Annotated in this window: 22 protein-coding genes and 1 tRNA gene; 19 read left to right on the forward strand and 4 right to left on the reverse strand. The window is 63.6% G+C overall.

What is annotated here, in order from left to right; translation table 11 throughout:
- Positions 1-38 precede the first annotated feature (38 nt).
- From ACLEJP_RS10445 to ACLEJP_RS10455, 3 genes are all read left to right on the forward strand, one after another.
- Positions 39-356: an SCP2 sterol-binding domain-containing protein gene (locus tag ACLEJP_RS10445; protein WP_225778368.1), complete on the forward strand. Its 318-nt coding sequence runs from the start codon at positions 39-41 to the stop codon at positions 354-356.
- A 245-nt stretch (positions 357-601) separates the two neighbouring features.
- Positions 602-1669, forward strand: coding sequence for a phosphotransferase family protein (locus ACLEJP_RS10450; protein WP_440806185.1), 1068 nt, complete (start codon positions 602-604; stop codon positions 1667-1669).
- A 35-nt stretch (positions 1670-1704) separates the two neighbouring features.
- The gene (locus ACLEJP_RS10455) at positions 1705-2472 is read left to right on the forward strand and encodes an SDR family oxidoreductase (protein WP_440806187.1); all 768 of its coding nucleotides are present in this window, start codon (positions 1705-1707) and stop codon (positions 2470-2472) included.
- Here ACLEJP_RS10455 and ACLEJP_RS10460 read toward each other — a convergent pair whose 3' ends face one another.
- Together ACLEJP_RS10460 and ACLEJP_RS10465 are read right to left on the reverse strand one after the other, a co-directional pair.
- On the reverse strand, positions 2473-3294 hold the full coding sequence (locus ACLEJP_RS10460) for a class I SAM-dependent methyltransferase (protein WP_440806188.1): 822 nt from the start codon (positions 3292-3294) through the stop codon (positions 2473-2475).
- Positions 3295-3451: 157 nt separating this feature from the next.
- Entirely contained in the window at positions 3452-3802 is a 351-nt protein-coding gene (locus ACLEJP_RS10465; protein ID WP_225778372.1) for a hypothetical protein, read from the reverse strand.
- Between the two features lie 114 nt (positions 3803-3916).
- Between ACLEJP_RS10465 and ACLEJP_RS10470 the strand changes: the two genes are divergently transcribed.
- The 5 genes from ACLEJP_RS10470 to ACLEJP_RS10490 all read left to right on the forward strand — a co-directional run bounded on the left by ACLEJP_RS10470 (position 3917) and on the right by ACLEJP_RS10490 (position 8522).
- Complete coding sequence (locus tag ACLEJP_RS10470; RefSeq protein ID WP_440806191.1) at positions 3917-4207, forward strand: RcnB family protein; 291 nt, start codon at positions 3917-3919, stop codon at positions 4205-4207.
- A 133-nt stretch (positions 4208-4340) separates the two neighbouring features.
- A complete protein-coding gene (locus tag ACLEJP_RS10475; RefSeq protein WP_186687162.1) occupies positions 4341-4532 on the forward strand; it encodes a hypothetical protein in 192 nt (63 codons plus the stop codon).
- A 72-nt stretch (positions 4533-4604) separates the two neighbouring features.
- Positions 4605-4991 (forward strand): glycine zipper domain-containing protein, encoded by a 387-nt coding sequence (locus ACLEJP_RS10480; protein ID WP_440806194.1) that lies wholly within the window; start codon positions 4605-4607, stop codon positions 4989-4991.
- Positions 4992-5128: 137 nt separating this feature from the next.
- Positions 5129-6958, forward strand: a complete 1830-nt coding sequence (locus ACLEJP_RS10485; protein WP_440806195.1) for an SLC13 family permease — start codon at positions 5129-5131, stop codon at positions 6956-6958.
- A 139-nt stretch (positions 6959-7097) separates the two neighbouring features.
- Positions 7098-8522 carry a diguanylate cyclase gene (locus ACLEJP_RS10490; RefSeq protein ID WP_440806257.1) on the forward strand — a complete coding sequence of 475 codons (1425 nt, stop codon included), beginning with the start codon at positions 7098-7100 and terminating at the stop codon, positions 8520-8522.
- Position 8523: 1 nt separating this feature from the next.
- Here ACLEJP_RS10490 and ACLEJP_RS10495 read toward each other — a convergent pair whose 3' ends face one another.
- A complete protein-coding gene (locus ACLEJP_RS10495; protein ID WP_440806197.1) occupies positions 8524-9285 on the reverse strand; it encodes a sulfite exporter TauE/SafE family protein in 762 nt (253 codons plus the stop codon).
- Positions 9286-9383: 98 nt separating this feature from the next.
- Between ACLEJP_RS10495 and ACLEJP_RS10500 the strand changes: the two genes are divergently transcribed.
- From ACLEJP_RS10500 to ACLEJP_RS10515, 4 genes are all read left to right on the forward strand, one after another.
- Positions 9384-10289 carry a LysR substrate-binding domain-containing protein gene (locus ACLEJP_RS10500; RefSeq protein ID WP_440806199.1) on the forward strand — a complete coding sequence of 302 codons (906 nt, stop codon included), beginning with the start codon at positions 9384-9386 and terminating at the stop codon, positions 10287-10289.
- 540 nt (positions 10290-10829) lie between these two features.
- Positions 10830-11408, forward strand: coding sequence for a cysteine hydrolase family protein (locus tag ACLEJP_RS10505; RefSeq protein WP_440806201.1), 579 nt, complete (start codon positions 10830-10832; stop codon positions 11406-11408).
- 146 nt (positions 11409-11554) lie between these two features.
- Positions 11555-12598, forward strand: coding sequence for an alpha/beta fold hydrolase (locus ACLEJP_RS10510; protein WP_440806204.1), 1044 nt, complete (start codon positions 11555-11557; stop codon positions 12596-12598).
- 293 nt (positions 12599-12891) lie between these two features.
- Positions 12892-13077 carry a hypothetical protein gene (locus tag ACLEJP_RS10515; RefSeq protein ID WP_440806206.1) on the forward strand — a complete coding sequence of 62 codons (186 nt, stop codon included), beginning with the start codon at positions 12892-12894 and terminating at the stop codon, positions 13075-13077.
- A gap of 89 nt (positions 13078-13166) precedes the next feature.
- Here the strand turns inward: ACLEJP_RS10515 and ACLEJP_RS10520 are convergent.
- Positions 13167-13254, reverse strand: a tRNA-Ser gene (locus ACLEJP_RS10520).
- A 133-nt stretch (positions 13255-13387) separates the two neighbouring features.
- Here ACLEJP_RS10520 and ACLEJP_RS10525 point away from each other — a divergent pair.
- The 7 genes from ACLEJP_RS10525 (at position 13388) to ACLEJP_RS10555 (ending at position 18120) form a co-directional block, all read left to right on the forward strand.
- Positions 13388-14059 carry a Bax inhibitor-1/YccA family protein gene (locus ACLEJP_RS10525; protein WP_003251184.1) on the forward strand — a complete coding sequence of 224 codons (672 nt, stop codon included), beginning with the start codon at positions 13388-13390 and terminating at the stop codon, positions 14057-14059.
- 156 nt (positions 14060-14215) lie between these two features.
- Complete coding sequence (locus ACLEJP_RS10530; protein WP_440806209.1) at positions 14216-15595, forward strand: nucleobase:cation symporter-2 family protein; 1380 nt, start codon at positions 14216-14218, stop codon at positions 15593-15595.
- Positions 15596-15740: 145 nt separating this feature from the next.
- A complete protein-coding gene (gene tusD / locus ACLEJP_RS10535) occupies positions 15741-16133 on the forward strand; it encodes a sulfurtransferase complex subunit TusD (RefSeq protein WP_440806212.1) in 393 nt (130 codons plus the stop codon).
- A 1-nt stretch (position 16134) separates the two neighbouring features.
- Entirely contained in the window at positions 16135-16494 is a 360-nt protein-coding gene (tusC, locus tag ACLEJP_RS10540) for a sulfurtransferase complex subunit TusC (RefSeq protein ID WP_440806214.1), read from the forward strand.
- Entirely contained in the window at positions 16494-16790 is a 297-nt protein-coding gene (gene tusB, locus ACLEJP_RS10545; RefSeq protein WP_440806216.1) for a sulfurtransferase complex subunit TusB, read from the forward strand. Before tusC ends, tusB begins: the two co-directional genes overlap by 1 nt.
- Positions 16787-17122 carry a TusE/DsrC/DsvC family sulfur relay protein gene (locus tag ACLEJP_RS10550; protein ID WP_186687011.1) on the forward strand — a complete coding sequence of 112 codons (336 nt, stop codon included), beginning with the start codon at positions 16787-16789 and terminating at the stop codon, positions 17120-17122. The genes tusB and ACLEJP_RS10550 overlap by 4 nt, the downstream gene beginning before the upstream one ends.
- Entirely contained in the window at positions 17119-18120 is a 1002-nt protein-coding gene (locus tag ACLEJP_RS10555) for a glycosyl transferase family protein (protein ID WP_440806219.1), read from the forward strand. The genes ACLEJP_RS10550 and ACLEJP_RS10555 overlap by 4 nt, the downstream gene beginning before the upstream one ends.
- The last annotated feature ends 13 nt before the right edge of the window (positions 18121-18133 follow it).

Raw genomic sequence — 18133 nt, forward strand, 5'->3', positions numbered from 1 at the left:
CTGCGGGGACGTGTAAATCACTCTATAAGGAATGCGCCATGACCTCCGTAGCTGATGCCGTCAAAAAGATGCAAGAGAAGTTCAACCCATCCGCTGCCGCCGGCCTGGACCTGGTGTTCGGCTTCAACATCACCGACGAAGGCAAGCACTACGCGCTGATCGTCAAGGATGGCACCTGCGACCTGCAGGAAGGTGAAAACCCGGATGCCAACTGCACGCTGGTAATGGACAGCGAAACCCTGAAGGGTATCGTCAGCGGCGAAACCGACGGCATGCAGGCATTCATGAGCGGCAAGCTGCGCGTTGAAGGCGACATGATGCTGTCGATGAAGCTCAGCGAGCTGTTCCCGTCCTGAGGGCTGGGGATACCGCCTGATCGAAAACCGAAGCCTGAATGGCTTCGGTTTTTTTTTTGCCCTCGGCAGGTTGCGCTGGCTTTTTTGTAGGAGCGGCCACGCGCCAGGCGAACAGTGCAGCGTTCATCAAGGCAGTTGATCAAGCAGCAACACCCGCACCTATTTGGCATATGGCACGCTTGTTCCAACCTCACCAGCGCATTAGATTAGCCAATAGTCCTTGCGATCGAGAATAAGGAAAACGCATGACGCTCACCGACCAGTCCACCCAGGTACGCCCCGGCGAAGAACTCGACGCGGCCGTCATCGACCCTTATCTCAAGGCCAATATTCCCGGCCTGGACGGCCTGCCGCGCATCACCCAGTTCCCCGGCGGCGCCTCCAACCTCACCTACCTGGTCAGCTACCCGGGCCGCGACTTCGTGCTGCGCCGCCCGCCGTTCGGCCAGAAAGCCAAATCGGCCCACGACATGGGCCGCGAATTCCGTATCCTAAACCAGCTGAACAGCGGCTTCCCGTATTGCCCCAAGGCCTACGTGCACTGCACCGACACCAGCCTAATTGGCGGCGAGTTCTACGTCATGGAGCGGGTCAACGGCATCATCCTGCGCTCAGACATCCCGGCCGAACTGGACCTCGATGCTCCACGCACCGAGGCCCTGTGCAAAAGCTTCATCGATCGCCTGGTGGAGCTGCACCAGGTTGACTACAACGCCTGCGGCCTTGCCGACCTCGGCAAGCCACAAGGCTACGTGCAGCGCCAGATAGAAGGCTGGACCAGCCGCTATGAAAAGGCCCTGACCCCGGACGCCCCGCGCTGGGAACAGGTGACCGCCTGGCTGCACGACAAGATGCCTGCCGACCACCCACGCCCGGCCATCGTCCACAACGACTACCGTTTCGACAACGTGATCCTCGATGCCGCCAACCCCATGCGCATCATCGGTGTACTGGACTGGGAAATGGCCACCCTCGGCGACCCGCTGATGGACCTGGGCAACAGCCTGGCCTACTGGATCGAGGCCGATGACCCGGCGCCGGTGCAACTGATGCGCCGCCAGCCCAGCAACGCGCCGGGCATGCTCACCCGCCGCCAGTTCGTCGACTACTACGCCGAGCGCGCCGGCATCCGCCTGGACAACTTCGACTTCTACTATTGCTATGGCCTGTTCCGCCTGGCCGGCATCGTCCAGCAGATCTACTACCGCTATTACCACGGCCAGACCCAGGACAAGCGTTTCGCCCAGTTCATCCACATGAACCGCCTGCTGGAGCACATGACCCAGCAGGTCATTGCCAAGTCCAGCCTCTGAGCCCGATCTCGACGACGGATAACAAGGAAAACAGCATGTCCAAGACCCACCTGTTCGACCTCGATGGCAAGATCGCCTTCGTTTCCGGCGCCAGCCGTGGCATCGGCGAAGCGATTGCCCACCTGCTGGCGCAGCAGGGCGCCCATGTGATCGTGTCCAGCCGCAAGCTCGACGGCTGCCAGCAGGTCGCCGACGCCATCATCGCCGCCGGGGGCAAGGCCACGGCGGTGGCGTGCCACATTGGCGAACTGGAGCAGATCCAGCAGGTGTTCGCCGGCATCCGCGAACAGTTCGGCCGGCTGGATATCCTGGTCAACAATGCGGCGACCAACCCGCAGTTCTGCAATGTGCTGGACACCGACCCGGGCGCCTTCCAGAAGACCGTGGACGTCAACATCCGTGGCTACTTCTTCATGTCGGTGGAGGCCGGCAAGCTGATGCGCGAGCAGGGCGGCGGCAGCATCATCAACGTCGCCTCGATCAACGGGGTTTCGCCGGGCCTGTTCCAGGGCATCTATTCGGTGACCAAGGCGGCGGTCATCAACATGACCAAGGTCTTCGCCAAGGAGTGCGCGCCGTTCGGCATCCGCTGCAACGCCCTGTTGCCGGGCCTTACCGACACCAAGTTCGCCTCGGCACTGGTGAAGAACGACGCCATCCGCAACGCCGCGTTGCAGCAGATCCCGCTCAAGCGCGTGGCCGACCCTGAAGAGATGGCCGGTGCCGTGTTGTACCTGGCCAGCGATGCCTCCAGCTACACCACCGGCACGGCGCTCAATGTCGACGGGGGATATCTGTCCTGATCAGGCTTTGCATGCCATCAGGGTATAACTCAGCGGCAGGCGTGCAGGCTGGTCACGCAAGCGCCACTCGCCATCGTTACCCTTGACCATCTGCCCCGGCAACGCCTCCCACGGAATGCTCTGGTGCTCGACCAGGGCAGTCAATTGCAAGCCCTGGCCCAGCAAAGCGCTGATGACTTCGCCCAGGCCGTGGTTCCATTCGTGGGTTTCATAGTGGGTGAGGCGTTGCTCGGTCTCGACGTAGGTCTGGTCGCTATGCCATACCGTCGGTGCTTCCTGCTCGAAGTAGGGGTATTCCAGCTGCAGGCAATCCTGACGGTCTTCATTGACTGCCATCAGCATCGGGTGGCCGTCACGCAGGAACAGGCGCCCGCCTGGCTTCAACAATGCTGAGACTGTACGCGCCCACGGCTCGATACGCGGCAACCAGCAGAGCGCACCAATGCCGGTGTAGACCAGATCGAAGGTGCCGGCCGGCAACACCTCGTCGGCGCTGTAGACGTCGGCCTCGACATACGCAATCGAGGCAGCACAGCGCTGGGCCAAAGCCCGCGCCTCGGCCAGCGATGCTGCGGAATAGTCCAGGCCACAGACCTTGGCGCCGAGGCGCGCCAGCGAGAGGGTGTCGGTGCCGATGTGACACTGCAGGTGGACGGTATTGAGCCCCTTGATGTTGCCGAGCAGTGGCAGATCAAAGCGTACGGTTTCGGACAAGTGCCCAGAATGCCGGACAAACCGCTCGATCTCGTAGTCCTTCGAGGCGGCGTGCAGCGGGGCGCGTTCGTCCCAGCTAGCGCGGTTCAGTAGCAGTGAGGGGTGCATGGTGTCTTCCTTGAGCGGTGTGGGCTCATGCTAGCCTCCACCAGGCCCACGGCGACACAACTGCCTTGCGAAAAATTGTAAAGCTGACGCGGTCCCTGTGGGCACGGATAAACCCGCACAGGGACTGGCGCTATCCCTTCGGTCTGCTATCGGCTCGTTACAGGCAGGTCGCCGCCGCCGCGCGGCGCTGCAGGGCCACGCCGTCGTTGTTCTGCGCGTAGAAATCCACCCGTGCCCCACCCGCTTGCGGGTACACATCCACGAACGCTTCGGCTTCACGGGTATAAACCGTGAACCCGCCCTGTTTGCGCGGTTCCAGGTAGCCGCTGGCGTCGTCGCCGAACACCTTCTCCTCCTGCCAGCTGAACTGGATGCACTGGGCCACCAGTTCCGGCGCCTTGTGCGAGTCGAGCTGCGCGGTCGGCTTGCCGCCGCGGGCCGTTTCCATGGTTGCAGAAGCACAACCCACCAGCATCAGCGCCGCGGCCATCGGCAGAATCGCACGCATGTTCCTTCCTCAGGGTTAAAAAAGAAGGCGACTCTAGCATTGGCAGGCATCGCGAGTGAATTGCCAGGCGCAAACCGCTGTCGCAGCTAAGACCTATCGTTACGAGGACTCGTCATGAAATTGCACTACCTGCTTCTTGCCGCCCTGCCTTGCCTGCCCCTGGCCGCTACCGCCGCCCCGTCCAGCGAAGAAAGCATCACCGCCCCGGAAACCCACAACCGCGAGCTCAAGGTCGGCGACAAGGCGCCTGACCAGTACAAGCGCGACGACCAGGCGCTCAGGAGCTGGAAAGCCGAAGGCCTGCCGGCGCCGGAAAAGGAAAGCCACTGGGTACGCATGGGCGACCACTATGTGCTGGTGCAGATCACCAACGGTGTCGTGCTGGCGATCCAGCCAGCACGCTGAACCTACCCGCATCAGGCCAGGCAGCTCATCGCTGGCACGGCAATTATTTTTGCCTGCCAGCGAAACCAAATGGAGCGTTTCCAGTCTCAGGGGGTGTGCCGCAAACCGTTGCGGATCAAGGACCTATATCGTGATGCCCCGTCTTGCAAGCCTTTCGCTGATCGCCGTTGTCCTGCTTACTGCAGGCTGCCATAGCCATCGCTACCATGACGACGACGATGGCTGGCGGGACCGCGACCATGAGCACCGTCACCATCATCGGCATGATCGCCATGACGACGATGATGACGACCGTGATTACCGCGGTGACCGCTACTACCGCTGAAGCGTCTTTTCCCCCTGACCCGCCGCCCGTTGCGCGGCACCTTTACCTGATGATTCCTTCGAGGTTCGTATCATGCGTCTGACTCTGCCTTCCCTTGCCCTTGGCCTGCTGCTGTGCCAGGGCGCTTTCGCCGGTGACGGTACTGCCGCCATTGGCGGTGGCCTGGGTGGTGTCCTGGGTAACGTTGTCGGCCAACAGATCGGTGGCCGCACCGGGGCGGCCATTGGTGCCGGCCTCGGCGGCGCAGCCGGCAGTGCGGTAGGCGCAAGCAAAGGCAACCGTACCGAAGCAGCCATCGGCGGTGGCCTGGGCTCGGCTGGCGGTTCGCTGCTGGGCGGCGCGGTGGGCGGCAAGACCGGCTCCACCGTGGGTGCCGGCCTGGGCGGCGCGGCCGGTGGTGCCATCGGCAACCACCTGGGCGACAATGGCGGCAGGCACCACCGCCGTCACCGCCACTGATCACGATGACCAAGGGGCCGCAATGCGGCCCCTTCTGTTTTGCCAACCCTGCAGTACATCAATGCCCCCTTCAGCACAACCCGGCACACTGCCTGCTACTGTCTAACGTGCCCCCGTGTGAAGGAACACCTTTCCCCATGAACCAAGAGCTGCTCTGGGTCCTCGGCCTGCTGGCCATCGTCATCGTCCTGTTCGTCATCAACCGCCCGCGCATGGACGTGGTCGCGCTATTGGTGATACTCGCCCTGCCACTGTCGGGCATCCTTACCGTGGAGCAGGCCCTGGCCGGCTTCAGTGACCCCAACGTAGTGCTGATCGCCGCCTTGTTCGTCATCGGTGAAGGCCTGGTGCGCACCGGTATTGCCTACCGCATCGGCGAGTGGATGAGCGAGCGGGCCGGCAACAGCGAAGCCCGTTTGCTGGTGCTGCTGATGGTGGCCGTGGCGGGGCTGGGGTCGGTCATGAGTTCCACTGGCGTGGTGGCCATCTTCATTCCGGTGGTGCTGAGCATCGCCGCGCGCCTGCAGCTTTCGCCCAGCCGCCTGATGATGCCGCTGGCCTTCGCCGGCCTGATCAGCGGCATGCTCAGCCTGGTGGCCACGCCGCCCAACGTGGTGGTGCACAGCGAGCTGGTGCGCCATGGCGAAACGGGCTTCAGCTTCTTCAGCTTCACCCCGTTCGGCCTGGTGGTGCTGGTGCTGGGCATCGGCTACATGCTGCTGACCCGGCGCTGGCTGAATGGCGAGGTGCGCAAGGACGGCCGGGTGGAAAGCCGTCGCACCTTGCTCGACCTGGTGCTGGACTACAAGCTCAGCGGCCGTGAACGGCGCCTGCGCATCCGCCCGCACTCGCCACTGATCGGCCATACCCTGGGCGAGCTGGAACTGCGTACCCGGCATGGCGCCAACGTGATCGGGATCGAGCGCCAGCACAAGTTCACCACGCGGGTGATCGCCGCCGACTCCGGCACGGTGCTGCAGCAGGGCGACGTGCTGCTGCTGGACCTGTTTGCCGGCCAGGACGACCTGCGCAGCCTGTGCCAGGCCATGCAACTGGAGCCATTGCGCTTCAAGGCCGCCTACTTCATCGACCAGTCCCAGGAGCTGGGCATGGCCGAGGTCTCGCTACCGCCAGGCTCGCAACTGATCGGCAAGAGCATTCTCGAGCTGGCCTTCCGCACCCGCTTCGACCTCAACGTAGTCGGCCTGCGCCGCGAGCAGGCGGCGATCGAGGCGCAACTGGTGGAAGAAAAGCTGCGCCTGGGCGACACCCTGCTGGTGGTCGGCCCGTGGAAGGCGGTGCGCCAGCTGCAAAGCCGGCCCAAGGACTTCCTGGTCCTGAGCCTGCCTGCGGAAATCGACCTGGTCGCGCCCGCCCGCAGGCGCGCACCGCAGGCGCTGCTGAGCCTGGCAGTGATGGTCGGCCTGATGGTCAGCGGCGCGGTACCCAACGTCCTCGCCGCGCTGATCGGCTGCCTGCTGATGGGCGCAGGCCGCTGCATCGACATGAACAGCGCCTACCGGGCCATCCACTGGCAGAGCCTGGTACTGATTGTCGGCATGCTGCCCTTTGCCCAGGCACTGCAGAACACCGGCGGCATCGACCTGGCCGTGGGCGGGCTGGTCAGCCTACTCGGCGGTGCCGGCCCTGGCGCCATCCTGGCCTGCCTGTTTGCGGTCACTGCGCTGATTGGCCTGTTCATCTCCAACACCGCCACTGCGGTACTGATGGCCCCGGTAGCCGTCAGCACCGCCGCGCAACTGGGCATGTCACCCTACCCGTTCGCCATGACCGTGGCGCTGGCCGCCTCGGCCGCGTTCATGACGCCGGTGTCCTCGCCAGTCAATACGCTGGTGCTCGGCCCTGGGCAATACCGCTTCGCCGACTTCGTCAAGGTCGGCGTGCCGTTCACGCTGCTGGTGATGCTGGTAACGGTGTTGATGGTGCCATGGTTCTTCAGGCTGTGAGGCGCCTGGCAATCAATGAAGGCAATTTGGCATTATCCCGACCGATCGCGGCAGATTGACATCAAGTCCCCTGACGAAACACACTGATGCGTCATTGCCCCAGGTGCTTCAAGCCGTTGTCCTGGATTTCGTTTCCGCTTTGCCGGCCGAGCCCATGGTTTTTCCAACCCAATCGCGCTTGTTGCACCTCGTCATTCTGCTGGCCCTGACCTTCGTCCTGACGGTGGGCGGTATTCTGGCCCGGCCGATCGAATCCCTGTCGCTGTTCTGGCCGGTCAATGCGGTGCTGGCCGGGGTGCTGCTGCGTTTCCCCCGGCAGGCCACCCTGGCCGGTTTCGCCCTGGTCTGGCTGGCCATGGTGGGCGCCGACCTGCTGTGCGGCAGCGCCTGGGTAGCGGCCTTGTGGTTCAACCTGTGCAACCTGGGCATGGTGGCCACGCTGTGGCTATTGCTCGCGCGCCTACCGCGCCTGCACCGGCGCATGCGTACCCCGCACGGTGTCATCAGCGTGTTTGCCGCCAGTGCCGCTGGCGCCGTGGTAGCGGCCAGCATGGCCACGCTGATGGCCGCCCCCTGGTTCGACCAATCCTTGCGCGCGACCTGGCTGGCCTGGTTCAGCGAACAATTCTCGACCAGTGTACTGGTGCTGCCCGTGCTGCTTACGGCGCCCTCGGCGCGCGCCTTGCTGGGCGGTGGCGCCCAGGCCATCCGCCTGGCGCCGTTGCTGGTGCTGCTGGCCTCGCTGGCGTTCAGCATTGCCTTCGGCGGCCCCGGGGCCATTGCGTTCCCGATTGCCGCGCTGTTGTGGTGTGCCTGGACATACTCGCCCTTTCTGGTTGCGCTGTTGACATTGACTGCCGGCAGCACGCTGATCGTGGCCGTGGCGCAAAACCTCATGCATTTCATCGTGCCGCAGAGCGAGCCGGGCGTGACCACCCTGGTGTCGGCGCGCCTGGGCATCGCCATGCTGGTGCTCGGGCCGCTGGTGGTGGCCTGCGTCAGCCAGGCCAACCGCAGCCTCATGGCCCGCCTGGCGCACCAGGCCAGCATCGACCACCTGACCGGCGTGCTCACCCGCAGCGCCTTCACCCGCCGCGCCAATGCCCTGCTGGACAGCCGCCAGCAACACGCCCAGGCGCTGCCGCTGGCCCTGATGATGCTGGACATCGACCATTTCAAGGCGATCAACGATGCCCACGGCCACGCCATAGGCGACCAGGTGCTGCGCCAGTTCGCCGGCACCCTGCAAGATCAGTTGCACGAAGGTGAATTGCTCGCCCGCCTGGGTGGCGAAGAGTTCGTCGTGATCCTGCCGGGGCTGGCGCCCGAGCGGGCCAAGTTCACTGCCGAACGCCTGCGCCGCGCCGTGCAGGAGCTGAAGGTGGCGCAAGCCGAGCAGCACCTGCAGATTACCGTGAGCATCGGTGTGGCCGGTTGCGCCGCCGACACGCCAGCTCCCAGCCTGGACCAGCTGCTGGCGCACGCCGATCAGGCGCTGTACCGGGCCAAGGCCCATGGCCGCAACCGCGTGGAACAGGCCGAGGCACAGCGCCAGATGAGCTGAACTAGCCGGCCAGCAAGTCCCACGACAACTTGGCGATCAGCACGCACAGCAGCACCAGGAACAGCCCACGGACAAAACCTGCGCCCTTGCGCACCGCCAGCCAGGTTCCGCTAAGCGCGCCAAGGATGTTGCACGCCGCCATGGGCAAGGCAATCGCATACAGCACGTTTCCCGAGGGTACGAAAAACACCAGCGCCGCCAGGTTGGTCGCGATGTTCACAACCTTTGCCGACGCCGAGGCGTGCAGGAAGTCCAAGGCGAAGAAGCGGATGAACAGAAAGATCAGGAAGCTGCCGGTACCCGGCCCGAACAGGCCGTCGTAGAAGCCGATCGCGCCGCCGATCAGCACTGCCAGGCATTGTTCCTTGCGGCCGATCTTCGCGGGTTTGTGCAAGGTGCCGAAATCCTTCTTGCAGAAGGTGTAGACCGCCATCAGCACGATCAGTACCAGTACCGCCGGGCGCATCACGCTGGGCGGTACCAGCGACACCGTGGCAGCCCCGGCGAACGACATGACAAAGGCGCTGAGCGCCGCCGGCACGATCAGCCCCCAGTCCAGGGTCACCTTGCGGATGAACGAACGCGCCGCGAAGGCCGTGCCACAGACCGACGCCAGCTTGTTGCTGCCGAGCAGGGCCGCCGGTTGCGCCGTGGGCAGCACGTTGAACAAGGCCGGAATCTGGATCAGCCCGCCGCCACCGACGGCGGCGTCGATCAGCCCGGCGGCGAAGGCGAACACGCAAAGCACAGCGATATCCAACATGATGCGGTTCCAGGCAGTGAAGACGCCCGCAAGGCTAATCAAAGTGCTGCGCTTGTGGTGAAATGCCGCATTGCGAAAACTGCAACAAGGAACAGCCAATGGCATTGGACATGCTGCGCGAGATACAAGCGTTCGTCAGCGTGGCGCACAAGCGCAGCTTCGTCGCCGCCGCCCGCGCCCTGGGGCGTTCACCCAGCGCAGTAACCCGCGCGGTACAAGCCCTCGAAGACAACGCCGGCAGCAAATTGCTGAACCGCAACGCCAGCGCCGTGACCCTGACCGAAGCCGGTGAGCGCCTGTTGCCCCACGCCGAACGCTTGCTGGATGTGCAACGTGATGCGGCTGACGAACTGGCCGCGCTCAGCGGCAGTGCGCAAGGCTGGATTCGCTTCGCCGTACCGCAACTGCTGGGTGAACATATGTTGCCCCCGGTGCTGGCCGAGTTTTCCCGCTGCCACCCGCAGGTCACCCTGGACGTGCAGTACAGCGACGGCGCCCTCGACCCATTGCAAGGCAAGTTCGACTTCGTGGTGCGCGGCGCCTTTCCGCAATCGAGCGAGTTGATTGGCTACCCACTGTGGGATTACCAGCGCCACCTTTATGCAAGCCCGGCATACCTGGCATTGGCCGGCATGCCACAGCACCCCGACGAGCTTGAAAGGCACGCCTTGATCCTGCACACCGCGCCGCGCATCCTCAAAGCCTGGCACTTCTGTCGCGACGGCCAGATCACCAGCTTGCGCCCCCGGCCGAGGCTGCGCCTGGACTCAGGCCACGCGGTGTACCACAGCACCCTGGCCGGTGCGGGCATCGCTCGCCTGGCGACCTGGGTCGGCGAAGCACAGGTGAAGGCGGGTCGGCTGGTGCGGGTGTGCCCACATTATCGCCTGACTTCCAGCAGCGGCCAGGACCCGCAGATGCATGCGGTTTACCCTGCCGGCGAGCTGCCGGCGCGGGTACGTGACCTGCTCGGCGCCCTGCGCCGCGCCGGCATGGCCTGCTGAAACCGTCCCGGGACGGCTGTTCAAATTCTGCTCAATTTAACAGAGGCCGCCGCAGGCTTGGCTTGCAGCACTTTATCCACAGACCTACCCACGTTTTTTGTGGACAGATTTCCCAGCGTAAAGAACGACTTATCGTACAAATCGACAGGGTGAATCGGCCAAAAGGAACGGCAGCCGGCCCGCCGGGGAACCGGGCAGGCCGCGCAGTGGTGGAAAGTGCAGTAGTCGAGTTCAGCTTGGCGGGATGGTGCCAAGAATACCTATCAGCAGGGTCAACAGCAGGAAACCACCCAGGAACAGCGCGAGCTTGCCCATCGGAACCTCAACAGTGTGGATGCAGGAATGGGCTTATTGTCCGACCTGGACTGATACGGTTACAGATTCAGGTTTGTGGAAAAAAAGCGGATCAGATGACAATCCCTGTTGGTCTCGCTGGGCCGCGCAACGGCTCGCAGGGCACTGATGTTCACGCAGGCTGCCCAGTCATCGACGCTGTGCTAGGGTCAACCGCTCGAACCTGCCAAGGAGTGCCACCCCGCCATGACCGCATTCGCCGACAACACAGCCTTGTTGCTGATCGACCTTCAGGTTGGCATTCACCACCCACGTCTGGGCCGGCGTAACAACCCGGAAGCCGAACTGCGCATCGGCGAGTTGCTGGCTGCGTGGCGTCGTTCGGCGCGCCCGGTGGTGCATGTACGCCACCTGTCCCGCTCGGCGGATTCGGTGTTCTGGCCCGGGCAGTCCGGTTGCGAATTCCAGCCTGCGTTCACGCCACTGGCGAGCGAAACGGTGTTCGACAAGCATGTGCCCGATGCCTTCGCCAACTCCGGCCTGGAGCGCTGGCTACACGCTCGCGGAATCAGCCAACTGGTCATCGCCGGGGTCATTACCAACAATTCCGTGGAATCCACTGCCCGCTCGGCGGGCAATCTCGGTTTCGACGTGGTAGTGGTCGAAGACGCCTGCTTCACCTTCGACCAGCACGACCTGCATGGCCGGCTGTGGCCTGCAGAGGACGTGCACGCCCTTTCGCTGGCTAACCTAGCCTTGGATTATGCACGCATCTTGCGCGCGGAACAGGTAGTGGCTGGCAGCGCGCTTGCAGGCGGCGGCTAACGCTGCGGTTTGTATCTTCATGTGTACAGACTGAGCGCTGATACACAACCACGCGGCTGCACGCCGAGCGGACACATCACCGATACAGCCATCCTCTTTACTGGGCCCATCAGCCCGCACCGATGGTTTCGTCAAGGAGATGCCCAATGCCTGCCCGCCACCCGAACACCGCCCTGCCACGCCGTTTCAGCCGTACGCTGCTTGCCTGTGCCCTGTTACCGCTTGGCCTGATGGCGGCGGATATCGCTACGGCTGCGCCACAGAAGGTCCAGCCAGCCGCCAGCGTGACGGATGACTTCGGCCCGCTGAAACATATCAACGCTGGTGTGCTCGACGTGGCCTATGTCGAGCAAGGCCCGGCCGACGGTCCGGTAGTAATTTTGTTGCATGGCTGGCCCTACGACATCCACAGCTTCGAACATGTCGCACCTGCCCTCGCCGCCAAAGGCTACCGGGTATTGGTGCCCTACGTTCGCGGCTATGGCCAGACCCGTTTCCTGTCTGCCGCCACCCCACGCAATGCCCAGCCCGCGGCGCTGGCCAGCGACGTCATCGCGTTCATGGATGCGCTGCATATCCAACGTGCCGTGCTCGCCGGCTTCGATTGGGGCGCCCGCACCGCCGACATCGTCTCGGCACTGTGGCCCGAGCGGGTCAAGGCGCTGGTGTCGGTCAGCGGCTACCTGATCAGCAGCCAGGAAGCCGCCAAGGCTCCCCTGCCCCCCAGCGCCGAACTGCAATGGTGGTACCAGTATTACTTCGCCACCGCACGCGGCCAGGCCGGCTACGAGCAGAACCGCCATGCCTTCGCCAAACTGATCTGGCAAACCGCTTCCCCCAAGTGGGCCTTCGACGACGCCACCTTCGAGCGCAGCGCCAAGGCCCTGGACAACCCCGACCAGGTGGCGATCACCGTGCACAACTACCGTTGGCGGCTGGGGCTGGCACAGGGCGAAACACGCTACGACCCGCTTGAAGCCAGGCTGGCCCGCTTCCCCAGCATCGGCGTGCCGACCATTACCCTGGAGGGCGACGCCAACGGCGCCCCGCATCCACCAGCCGAAGCGTATGCACAGCGCTTTACCGGCAAGTACCAGTACCGACTGATCAGCGGCGGCATTGGCCACAACCTGCCCCAGGAAGCACCCCAGGCGTTCACCCAGGCGGTTGTGGATGCGGATCACCTTTAACGTCACGGCCAGCAATTGCTACAGAACGTTTCAGAACGCACGGCAGGCCGAGGATTAAGTCGGTGGATGGCCTGCCCTGTTTGCAACCGATGGCGGCCAGCTAGTACGGGGGGTGGAGACAGGTTGGTTAGACACAAGTTGAAACGAGGGTTGTAGGATACTTTCCCAGCCAATGTAGGACGTTTCCCATCAATAAGCATCGCCTGTATGAAACATCAGTTTCTCCAGCAAATTCGAGCTGCTACGGTCCAGTTTTCCTACAACGGCAAGGAGGCCTACAGCATGAGAACAGCATGGACCCATTCAATGCCTCGGCCCTGAAATTGCAGAAAAATCTACTCAACCTACGCCTGGAGCGTGATCGCCTGAGGAGGGAGGGCAAGGACAAGAAAGCGGACGAACTCGCCGAAACGATTGCCCGTATAGAAGAGACGATGCGCAAACTACCCGACGGCATGAAACCGACGACCTTGCAATAGGGCGGCGGAAGGCATCCGTGCGGGGGGCTGGTTTCCCAGCTGCAGAAAAACAAAAGCCCCGAATGATCGGGGCTTTTGTTTTAGGGATATGGCGGAAGCGTAGAGATTCGAACTCTAGGATAGTTGCCCATCGACGGTTTTCAAGACCGTTGCCTTAAACCACTCGGCCACGCTTCCAGCTCGTTTTGCGGCCGCCATCATACCGTAATGAAACAAGCTGTCAAACTCTCTGTGTCGCGGGTTGCGGCGGCTCTGATAGACTCCAGACATCTGAACGTTCGAAACCACAGGTTCATCAAGGAGTGTCGCCATGCGCGAACAGGATTATGCCGTACACCACGGCCAGCAGGTCGAGCAGCAGGAGATCAGCAAGGTCCTGCGCAACACGTACAGCCTGCTGGCGCTTACCCTCGCCTTCAGCGGTGTCATGGCCTTCGTGGCCCAGCAGATGCGCGTCGGCTACCCGAACGTGTTCGTGGTGCTGATCGGCTTCTACGGGCTGTTCTTCCTTACCAACAAACTGCGTGATTCGGCCTGGGGCCTGGTATCCACCTTCGCCCTCACCGGCTTCATGGGCTTCATCCTCGGCCCTATCCTCAACCGTTACCTGGGCATGGCCGGTGGCGCCGAGGTGGTCAGCTCGGCATTTGCCATGACTGCGCTGGTGTTCGGTGGCCTGTCGGCCTATGTGCTGATCACCCGCAAGGACATGAGCTTCCTCAGTGGCTTCATCACTGCAGGCTTCTTCGTTCTGCTGGGTGCTGTCGTGGCCAGCTTCTTCTTCCAGATCAGCGGCCTGCAACTGGCGATCAGCGCCGGCTTCGTACTGTTCTCGTCGGTCTGCATCCTGTTCCAGACCAGCGCGATCATTCACGGCGGCGAACGTAACTACATCATGGCGACCATCAGCCTGTATGTATCGATCTACAACCTGTTCGTCAGCCTGCTGCAACTGTTTGGCATCATGGGTCGCGATGACTGATTGAGTGCCGCCTGAAAAAGCCCGCTTCGGCGGGCTTTTTTGTGGGAGTGGGTTGCGGGATGCGCTTCGATCATGCCGCCATCGTGCATGCCACTACCCCAAATCCATCATCACCCGTAGAATGCGCTCCTTTTTTCTCCGGGGCAGCTTTCAGCCATGAGCTCACATGAACACAGCCCAGGCGCAGCGGCGCGTGCCAATGAACTGGTGCTTGGCCTGGAAGACAGGCCACGACCGTTGATCGGTCTGCTGGCAGCGCTGCAGCACCTGCTGGCGATCATCGTGCCGATCGTCACCCCTGGCCTGCTGATTTGCCAGGCGCTGGGCGTTTCTGCGCGGGATACCAACCTGATCGTATCGATGTCGCTGGTGATCTCCGGCATCGCCACCTTCGTCCAGTGCAAGCGCTTCGGGCCGTTCGGTGCCGGGCTGCTGATCGTCCAGGGCACCAGCTTCAACTTCGTCGGGCCGCTGATTGCCGGTGGCGCGCTGATGGTCAAGCAAGGCACGCCGGTGGAAAGTGTGATGGCGGCGATCTTTGGTGTGGTCATCGCCGGCTCGTTCGTCGAGATGGGCGTGTCGCGCATCCTGCCCTTCGTCAAACGCCTGATCACGCCGCTGGTGACCGGCATCGTCGTGCTGATGATCGGCCTGACCCTGATCAAGGTCGGCCTGATCAGCATGGGGGGCGGCTTCGGCGCCATGGCCAACGGTACCTTCGCCAATGGTGAGAACCTGCTGCTGTCGGGCGTGGTGCTGGCGATCATCGTCGTCCTCAACCGCATCCCGGTAGTATGGATGCGCAGTTGCGCGATCGTTATCGCCCTTGCGGTCGGTTATGCGCTGGCCGGCTACCTGGGCCGCCTCGACTTCACCGGCATGCATCAGGCCGCGCTGTTCCAGGTACCAACGCCGCTGCACTTTGGCCTGGGCTTCTCCTGGGCGCTGTTCATTCCAATGCTGGTGATCTACCTGGTGACTTCGCTGGAAGCCATCGGCGACGTCACTGCCACCAGCAAGGTGTCGCGCCAGCCGGTCGAAGGGCCGGTATGGATGCAACGGATCAAGGGCGGCGTGCTGGTCAATGGCGCCAACTCGCTGCTGGCCGGGTTCTTCAATACCTTCCCGAGCTCGATCTTTGCGCAGAACAATGGGGTGATCCAGTTGACCGGTATCGCCAGCCGCCATATCGGCATCTGGATCGCTGCAATGCTGGTGCTGCTGGGCCTGTTCCCGAGCGTTGCCGGGGTGATCCAGGCGGTACCGGAGCCGGTGCTGGGTGGCGCGGCCATGGTCATGTTCGGCGCAGTTGCCGCTTCGGGCATCAATATCCTGGCCAGTACCCGGCTGGATCGTCGCGCCTTGCTGATCATCGCGGTGTCGCTGGCACTGGGCCTGGGTGTGGCGCAGGTGCCGGAGTTCCTGGCACACATGCCGGCGGCGATTCGCAATGTGCTGGAGTCGGGTGTCGCGACCGGGGGGATTTGCGCGCTGGTGTTGAACTGGTTCTTGCCGGAGGGCAAGGAGCAGGCTTGAGTCAACCCAGGCCATGCGGTTTTTTGTAGGAGCGGCCCGCAGGGGCCTCTAGCTTGATGCGCAACAGAAAGCCCGCCCCGCATGCACAAGCGGGCGCGGGCTTTTTTGCTTTATCATGGCCCCATTCCTTTTGCATGAGTGACCCATGAAATTCGCTATCGCGGTGTTCTCCCCGGCCCATGCGCCCTCCTCGCGACGCGCCCTGCGCTTCGCCGAGGCGGTGCTGGCTGGCGGACATGAGATTGCCCGGCTGTTCTTCTACCAGGACGGGGTGCACAGCGCCTCGGCCAACGTGGTCGCGCCCCAGGACGAGCTGGATGTGGCCGGCCAGTGGCGGGCCTTTATCGAGACCAAGCAGTTGGACTCCGTGGTGTGCATCGCAGCCGCCCTGCGCCGTGGCGTACTGGACGAGGCCGAGGCCAACCGCTACCAGCGCCCGGCCGTGAACCTGCCCAAGCCGTGGGAGCTGTCAGGGCTCGGCCAACTGCACGAGGCCGCCCAGGTTGCCGACCGCCTTGTCTGCTTCGGAGGCGACTGAAATGGCCAAATCCTTGTTGATCATCAGCCGCCAGGCACCCTGGAACGGCCCCTCGGCCCGTGAGGCGCTGGACATCGCCCTGGCCGGCGGTGCGTTCGACCTGCCGCTGGGCATGCTGTTTCTCGATGATGGCGTCTTCCAGCTTGCGCCGGACCAGCAGCCCGCTGCCGTGCAGCAGAAGAACCTGGCTGCCAACCTGCAAGCGCTGCCCATGTTCGGCGTGGAGGAGCTGTTCGCCTGCAGCCACAGCCTCGCCCGCCGTGGCCTGGCTGCCGAAAGCCTCGCACTGCCGGTGCGAGTGCTCGACGATGCGGCGCTGGCCGCGCTGATCGCCCGTTTTGACCAGGTGGTAACACTGTGATGACAACCCTGCATGTAATTGCCCACTCCCCGTTTGGCGACGAGCGCCTGGCCAGCTGCCTGCGCCTGCTCGGCGCCGACGATGCCCTGCTGCTGTGCGGTGACGCGGTATACGCCCTGCGCAGCGGCAGCGAGCCGTACCGCCAATTGCAAGCCGCCGGCCTGGCCGAGCGTCTGTTCGCGCTTGAGGAAGATGTGCAGGCCCGCGCAGTCGGCAACCAACTGGCCAAGGCCGTGGACTACACCGGCTTCGTCGAACTGTCGCTGCATTACCACAAGGTCAACAGCTGGCTATGAATACGCTCACCGTTGGCGATCAGGCGATCGCCCTGGACAAGGACGGCTTCCTGGTCGACCTGCAGGACTGGTCACCTGCGGCTGCCGAGGCGTTGGCCGCGCGCGAGGGCATCCCATTGACTGCAGACCACTGGGAGATCCTCGAACTGCTGCGCCAGTTCTACCAGGAATACCAGCTGTCCCCGGCGACCCGCCCGCTGATCAAGTACACGGCGCTCAAGCTGGGCCCGGACAAGGGCAACAGCCCGCACCTGAACCGCCTGTTCAATGGCACTCCCGCCAAACTCGCCGCCAAGCTGGCGGGCCTGCCCAAACCGACCAACTGCATATGACCCAGCCACGCCCACTCACCCTGGAAACACCGGCTGAACACCCGTTCGCCGAATTCGTGCGTATTCTTGGCAAAGGCAAGCGCGGGGCGCGTGGCCTGACCCGCGAAGAGGCTCGCGCGGCCATGACCCTGCTGTTGGAAGACAAGGTCGAAGATGCCCAGCTCGGTGCCTTCCTCATGCTGCTGCGGCACAAGGAAGAAAGCGCAGAGGAACTGGCCGGCTTCACCGAGGCACTGCGCGCGCACCTGCAGGCCCCGCGCATCGCCGTGGACCTGGACTGGCCCACGTATGCCGGCAAGAAGCGCCATCTGCCGTGGTACCTGCTGGCCGCCAAGTGCCTGGCCAGCAAGGGTGTGCGCATCCTGATGCATGGCGGCGGCGCACATACCGCCGGGCGCATGTATACCGAGCAACTGCTCGACCTGTTGCAGATCCCCCTGTGCCGCAACTGGGCAGCCGTTGCCGAGGCACTCGACCAGCATCAGCTGGCGTTCTTCCCGCTGCAGGATTGGGCGCCGCAGTTGCAGCGCATGATCGACCTGCGCAATACCCTGGGCCTGCGCTCACCGATCCACTCGCTGGCCCGGGTCCTCAACCCGCTGGGCGCGCGCTGTGGCCTGCAGAGCATCTTCCACCCCGGTTACCAGGCGGTCCACCGCGAGGCAAGCCGCCTGCTGGGTGACCATACGCTGGTGATCAAGGGCGATGGTGGCGAGATCGAGGTCAACCCCGATGTCATCAGCCACCTTTACGGCACCACGGCAGGTGAGGCCTGGGATGAAGAATGGCCAGCGCTGAGCGAGCGCCGTCACGTCAAGCCGCCCAGCCTGCAAGCCGAGCATCTGCTGGCCTTCTGGCGTGGCGAGGTTGCAGACAGCTATGGCGAGAAAGCCGTCCTCGCCACCATGGCCCTGGCCCTGCGCGGCTTGGGCAAAGGCCGCGAAGAGGCGTTTGCAACAGCCCAAGGCTATTGGCAAGCGCGAAACCAATCGATCTAATCGATTATAAGCC

The sequence above is a fragment of the Pseudomonas sp. SMV7 genome (assembly GCF_052041995.1).
GTDB lineage: Bacteria > Pseudomonadota > Gammaproteobacteria > Pseudomonadales > Pseudomonadaceae > Aquipseudomonas.

Bases quoted from the DNA above. Each gene is read 5' to 3' on its own strand.
- ACLEJP_RS10485 (WP_440806195.1), top strand. From the start codon at position 5,129: ATGAACCAAGAGCTGCTCTGGGTCCTCGGCCTGCTGGCCATCGTCATC.
- ACLEJP_RS10475 (WP_186687162.1), top strand. From the start codon at position 4,341: ATGCCCCGTCTTGCAAGCCTTTCGCTGATCGCCGTTGTCCTGCTTACT.
- tusC (WP_440806214.1), top strand. From the start codon at position 16,135: ATGGCCAAATCCTTGTTGATCATCAGCCGCCAGGCACCCTGGAACGGC.
- ACLEJP_RS10515 (WP_440806206.1), top strand. From the start codon at position 12,892: ATGGACCCATTCAATGCCTCGGCCCTGAAATTGCAGAAAAATCTACTC.
- ACLEJP_RS10510 (WP_440806204.1), top strand. From the start codon at position 11,555: ATGCCTGCCCGCCACCCGAACACCGCCCTGCCACGCCGTTTCAGCCGT.
- tusD (WP_440806212.1), top strand. From the start codon at position 15,741: ATGAAATTCGCTATCGCGGTGTTCTCCCCGGCCCATGCGCCCTCCTCG.
- ACLEJP_RS10525 (WP_003251184.1), top strand. From the start codon at position 13,388: ATGCGCGAACAGGATTATGCCGTACACCACGGCCAGCAGGTCGAGCAG.
- ACLEJP_RS10530 (WP_440806209.1), top strand. From the start codon at position 14,216: ATGAGCTCACATGAACACAGCCCAGGCGCAGCGGCGCGTGCCAATGAA.
- ACLEJP_RS10470 (WP_440806191.1), top strand. From the start codon at position 3,917: ATGAAATTGCACTACCTGCTTCTTGCCGCCCTGCCTTGCCTGCCCCTG.
- ACLEJP_RS10500 (WP_440806199.1), top strand. From the start codon at position 9,384: ATGGCATTGGACATGCTGCGCGAGATACAAGCGTTCGTCAGCGTGGCG.
- ACLEJP_RS10460 (WP_440806188.1), bottom strand. From the start codon at position 3,294: ATGCACCCCTCACTGCTACTGAACCGCGCTAGCTGGGACGAACGCGCC.
- ACLEJP_RS10465 (WP_225778372.1), bottom strand. From the start codon at position 3,802: ATGCGTGCGATTCTGCCGATGGCCGCGGCGCTGATGCTGGTGGGTTGT.
- ACLEJP_RS10455 (WP_440806187.1), top strand. From the start codon at position 1,705: ATGTCCAAGACCCACCTGTTCGACCTCGATGGCAAGATCGCCTTCGTT.
- ACLEJP_RS10450 (WP_440806185.1), top strand. From the start codon at position 602: ATGACGCTCACCGACCAGTCCACCCAGGTACGCCCCGGCGAAGAACTC.
- ACLEJP_RS10505 (WP_440806201.1), top strand. From the start codon at position 10,830: ATGACCGCATTCGCCGACAACACAGCCTTGTTGCTGATCGACCTTCAG.
- ACLEJP_RS10445 (WP_225778368.1), top strand. From the start codon at position 39: ATGACCTCCGTAGCTGATGCCGTCAAAAAGATGCAAGAGAAGTTCAAC.
- ACLEJP_RS10480 (WP_440806194.1), top strand. From the start codon at position 4,605: ATGCGTCTGACTCTGCCTTCCCTTGCCCTTGGCCTGCTGCTGTGCCAG.
- ACLEJP_RS10495 (WP_440806197.1), bottom strand. From the start codon at position 9,285: ATGTTGGATATCGCTGTGCTTTGCGTGTTCGCCTTCGCCGCCGGGCTG.
- tusB (WP_440806216.1), top strand. From the start codon at position 16,494: ATGACAACCCTGCATGTAATTGCCCACTCCCCGTTTGGCGACGAGCGC.
- ACLEJP_RS10550 (WP_186687011.1), top strand. From the start codon at position 16,787: ATGAATACGCTCACCGTTGGCGATCAGGCGATCGCCCTGGACAAGGAC.
- ACLEJP_RS10555 (WP_440806219.1), top strand. From the start codon at position 17,119: ATGACCCAGCCACGCCCACTCACCCTGGAAACACCGGCTGAACACCCG.